4 protein-coding genes are annotated in these 3,842 nt (G+C 67.2%); all 4 read right to left on the bottom strand.

The window, feature by feature from the left end; genetic code table 11:
• Positions 1 to 39 precede the first annotated feature (39 nt).
• Positions 40 to 1,047 (bottom strand): copper resistance D family protein, encoded by a 1,008-nt coding sequence (locus ACFX43_RS07300; protein WP_378818847.1) that lies wholly within the window; start codon positions 1,045 to 1,047, stop codon positions 40 to 42.
• Positions 1,044 to 1,655, bottom strand: a complete 612-nt coding sequence (locus ACFX43_RS07295; RefSeq protein ID WP_378818844.1) for a copper resistance protein CopC — start codon at positions 1,653 to 1,655, stop codon at positions 1,044 to 1,046. The genes ACFX43_RS07300 and ACFX43_RS07295 overlap by 4 nt, the downstream gene beginning before the upstream one ends.
• 656 nt (positions 1,656 to 2,311) lie before the next feature.
• Positions 2,312 to 3,280, bottom strand: coding sequence for a bile acid:sodium symporter family protein (locus tag ACFX43_RS07290; protein WP_378818843.1), 969 nt, complete (start codon positions 3,278 to 3,280; stop codon positions 2,312 to 2,314).
• A 187-nt stretch (positions 3,281 to 3,467) separates the two neighbouring features.
• Positions 3,468 to 3,842: superoxide dismutase, Ni (gene sodN / locus ACFX43_RS07285; RefSeq protein WP_378818840.1), on the bottom strand; the 375-nt coding region annotated here is incomplete at its 5' end.

Genomic DNA, 3,842 nt, shown 5'->3' with positions numbered 1-3,842 from the left:
GGCACGTCACCCTGCCCTTGGACAAGAGGCCGTTACATATCAGAGGGGACGCCCGAGTGCCGTGGCCAGCGAGACCGCGACCGCCATCACGGCGAGCTCGAGCCCGGCCCACACGATGAGTGGCGTGGGCTGCTGGCGCGCCACGCGGTCGACGACGGCATAACGGATGTACGCCCCCGTGCAGCCCAGCAGGACCATGCAGGCGAGCTTGCCCAGGACCAGCCAGCCGGCACCGGTCTGTGTCAATGCGTCGACTGCCTCTCCGAGGGACGGTGTCACGTCGCCGGTCAGCCGGGGCGCGGCCAACAACAGGCCGCTGACCGCCACCAACGCGAAACTCGCCTCGGCGACCCGCGAGAACCGGGGAAGGACGACGGCCAGCGCCTGCCGGTCGGCGCTGATGATCAGAGATGTGATTGCCAGTCCGCCCACCCAGAGTGCCGCTCCGGCCACGTGGAAGGCGCTGGCCGTCATCAGCAGCAACGGCGGCTCAGCCTGCGAGGCGTGCCCGCTCATCGACACGGCCACCAGGCCCGACAGCGCGATCAGCAAGCCCGCGTCCGGTGGCAGCGACGGCCGCCGCAAGCGGGCAGCCGAATAGGCGGTCAACGCTCCCGCCGACCCGGTGCTGATCAGCAGTGCGACACCTAGGCTGACGTTTCCGCCGTAGTCGAGCACGCCGCCGACCGGCAGCCGTAGCTGGCGGAGAGAGATCTCCGCGGCGTTGAACCAGAGACCCAGCAGCGCCGCGACCGCCCACACTGCTGCGGCCCACACCGCCGCCGCTGAAGTACGTCGGGCCAGGGCAGGGGCACGGTCGCGACCAGCCTCACCCAGAAGCACCAGCACCAGCACTGAGCCCACGGCTCCGATCGCGCACACGTTGGCGATCCAGCGGAGCAGCGGGATCCCGGTGCGTACCACCACCGACGGTTCGGGAATTCCGACGACCGGCTGGGGCAGCGTGGCCAGGATCCCGAAGGCAAGCGCGACGAGGCTCGCGCCGACAAGCGCCGAGGCCTGCAGGAGCCGGATACGGTCGTTCATGTCGCATCCGTTCGGCGTACGGTCTTGCGACCGACAGCCCCGGCGCACACCGCGATCGCGGCCAGCAGCGCGATCCACACCCACGTGGGCATCGCTGCCAAACCATGCGGCCGATCTACGTCGAACGCCGTCATCGCGGTGGCAGCGGACGCGGTGGCAGCGGTGGCAGCGGTGGACGCGGTGGCGGCGGTGGACGCCGACCGCCGGATGTTGATCGGCACTGATCCGGTGATCGGGTGACCGTCCGCTCCGAGCACCCGGTAGTGGATCTGGTAGCGGCCCGGAGGCCCGACCTCACTCATCGAGGCGGTAAGGGTGTTCCCGTTGATGCGAGCACGACCACACGCCCAGTGGCTGCTCTGTGGTCCGGTCACCACTATTCCGTTAGCGCCGGGGAACGCTTGGATCGGCTGGTCGAAGGTGAGCACCACCTCCGACGGGCCGGCGGCGAGCACGGCGCCGGCACTCGGAAGGCTCTCGACCAAGTGGGCGTGCGCGGACGCTGGCGCCGCTGCGAATAGTATGGGAATCAAGAACGAGAGCGCGAAGATCGTCGCTGCGAACGCCGTGGCGAGGCGCTGCGATCCGCGTGCTGAAGCATTCGACATTGCTTCCACCTAAGCGAGTTTCAGAGTCATCGAACTAGGGGTGGTCCATGGCTCAGCCGGCACCGGGCCCCGCGCAGGAGAGTGCAGCACCACGTTCCGCGTGCCTTCTATAGCCTCGGTGCCCGTGATCCGGCTGGGAGTTCTTCCTGCCGTCCGTGTCGGTGCCGACGCGCGAGCGGCTGCGTTCACCGTGGTTCCGGTGGCGACGACGAATGGGATTGGGATAGCGGCAATGCTGCGGGCGATAACCTTCTGCATGGCGAATACCCACCTACCCATTTTGTGTTCACGAAAGCGCACGACGATGTGCATTGGTTGGTTCCGAAAGTTGGCACTAATAGTTGAACTCAGGCCGGTTGCGGAGCAGTTACACATGCGCATGTCGCCGGTAACGAAGAAAAGTGCTGAGTGAAGTGCTATTAACGCTGGTGTTCAGGGAATTGGGGAGGCTGCAACACCCCCGTAACGCCTTGTTGTCGTTCACCCTTTTCCGCCGTTGGCGTGAGTGAATGCGTTGTGAAGTGATAATGCCCATACGGGCTGGGGTATCGACTTATCGAAGGAACACTTTTTGCAAATGCGCCTCGGGCGGTGGAGGAGCCTCTGACGCCCCACTGCGACCGCGGGGAAGGGCGACCCGCCGTCCGGCGCTCAGCTCAGAACGACCGTGCGGCGAGGGCGTCAGGGGCGTCTGCGGCCTCGATGGGGCGCCGGGACCAGTGGCTCGCCAGGATCGAGCCGGACACGTTGTGCCAGACCGAGAAGATCGCGGCAGGGAGCGCTGCGGCCGGTGAGAAGTGGACGGTCGCGAGCGCGGCGGCCAGCCCCGAGTTCTGCATGCCCACCTCGATGCTGATGGCTCGCCGGCTCGAGATCGGCATGCCGCAGACTCGCCCGACCGCGTACCCCAGGGCCAGGCCGGCGACGTTGTGCAGGGCCACGGCGAGCACGACCAGGAGGCCGACCGAGAGCAGCGTGTCGGCGCTTCCGGCCACGACGGCGAGCACGACTCCGGTGATGCCGGCGACCGAGATCAGCGGAAGCACATCGATGACCTTCTCGATGAGACGCGGCAGCAGCAGCCGGAGCACCAGGCCGAGCAGAACCGGAACGAGCACGATCTCCACGATCGAGACGAACAGGTCGCTCGCGGAGACGGGCAGGTCCTCCCCGATCAGGAAGAGGACCAGCAGGGGCGTCATCACAGGCGCGAGCAGTGTCGACACGGAGGTCATCGCCACCGACAGCGCGGTGTCGCCACGGGCCAGGAACACCATGACGTTGGAGGCGGTGCCGCCGGGCGCGCAACCGACCAGGATCATGCCCGCGGTGAGCACTGCGGAGAGGCTGAGCGCGTTCGCGATGCCCCAGCCGAGCAACGGCATCACGGTGAACTGGGTGGCGACGCCCAGCAGCAGAGCCCACGGCCGCCGGCCGATGATCGCGAAGTCGACGGGCCTGAGGGTCATGCCCATCCCGAGCATGATGATCTGGAGCAGCAGCGGCACCTGGGCCGCCCATCCGTCGAAGGTGCTGGGGGTGGCCAGTGCGATGGCGCCGGCGACCAGGACGATCAGGGCGAACCAACGCCCCACGAAGGCGCTGACCTGTCGGACTGTGTTCATGGTCTACCTTTCCGAGAAGGTGGGTACGGAGTCGACCCGTCGATCCGCCCGCCACGAGGGGGCCGGTGGCGCTTGTCACACTAGTGACGTACTTGTCATACGTCTATCCTCGCGGACGTGGGCATGGGAAAAGCCAGGTCCCGGCTGGCTGCCGGAGCCTGGCTTTCTTGTGTGGTCCGTGGGTGAGTCAGGCCTTCTTGGTCGCCCAGAAGATCTCGGCGATCTCGTCGATCTTGGCGAGCAGCTTGTCGGCGACCTCGAGGTCGAGGGTGCCCTTGGTGCCGGAGGCGCCGGCGAGCTTGGTGGCCTCGTTGACGAGGGTGTGGAGCTGGGGGTAGGCCTCGAAGTGCGGGGGCTTGAAGTAGTCGGTCCACAGCACCCAGAGGTGTTCCTTGACCAGGTTGGAGCGCTGCTCCTTGATCACGATGGCGCGGGTGCGGAAGTCGGGGTCGTCGCTGTCCAGGGCCTTGGCGATGACGGCCTTGACGGACTCGGCCTCGATGCGGGCCTGGGCGGGGTCGTAGACGCCGCAGGGCAGGTCGCAGTGGGCCGAGACCTCGAT

Source organism: Nocardioides sp. YIM B13467 (assembly GCF_042788075.1).
Classification (GTDB): domain Bacteria; phylum Actinomycetota; class Actinomycetes; order Propionibacteriales; family Nocardioidaceae; genus Nocardioides.
This window is presented reverse-complemented; position numbering and strand designations above follow the sequence as displayed.

What these genes read in the sequence shown, in the direction of transcription:
- ACFX43_RS07300 (WP_378818847.1), bottom strand. Translation starts at nt 1,047, where the DNA reads ATGAACGACCGTATCCGGCTCCTGCAGGCCTCGGCGCTTGTCGGCGCG.
- ACFX43_RS07295 (WP_378818844.1), bottom strand. Translation starts at nt 1,655, where the DNA reads ATGTCGAATGCTTCAGCACGCGGATCGCAGCGCCTCGCCACGGCGTTC.
- ACFX43_RS07290 (WP_378818843.1), bottom strand. Translation starts at nt 3,280, where the DNA reads ATGAACACAGTCCGACAGGTCAGCGCCTTCGTGGGGCGTTGGTTCGCC.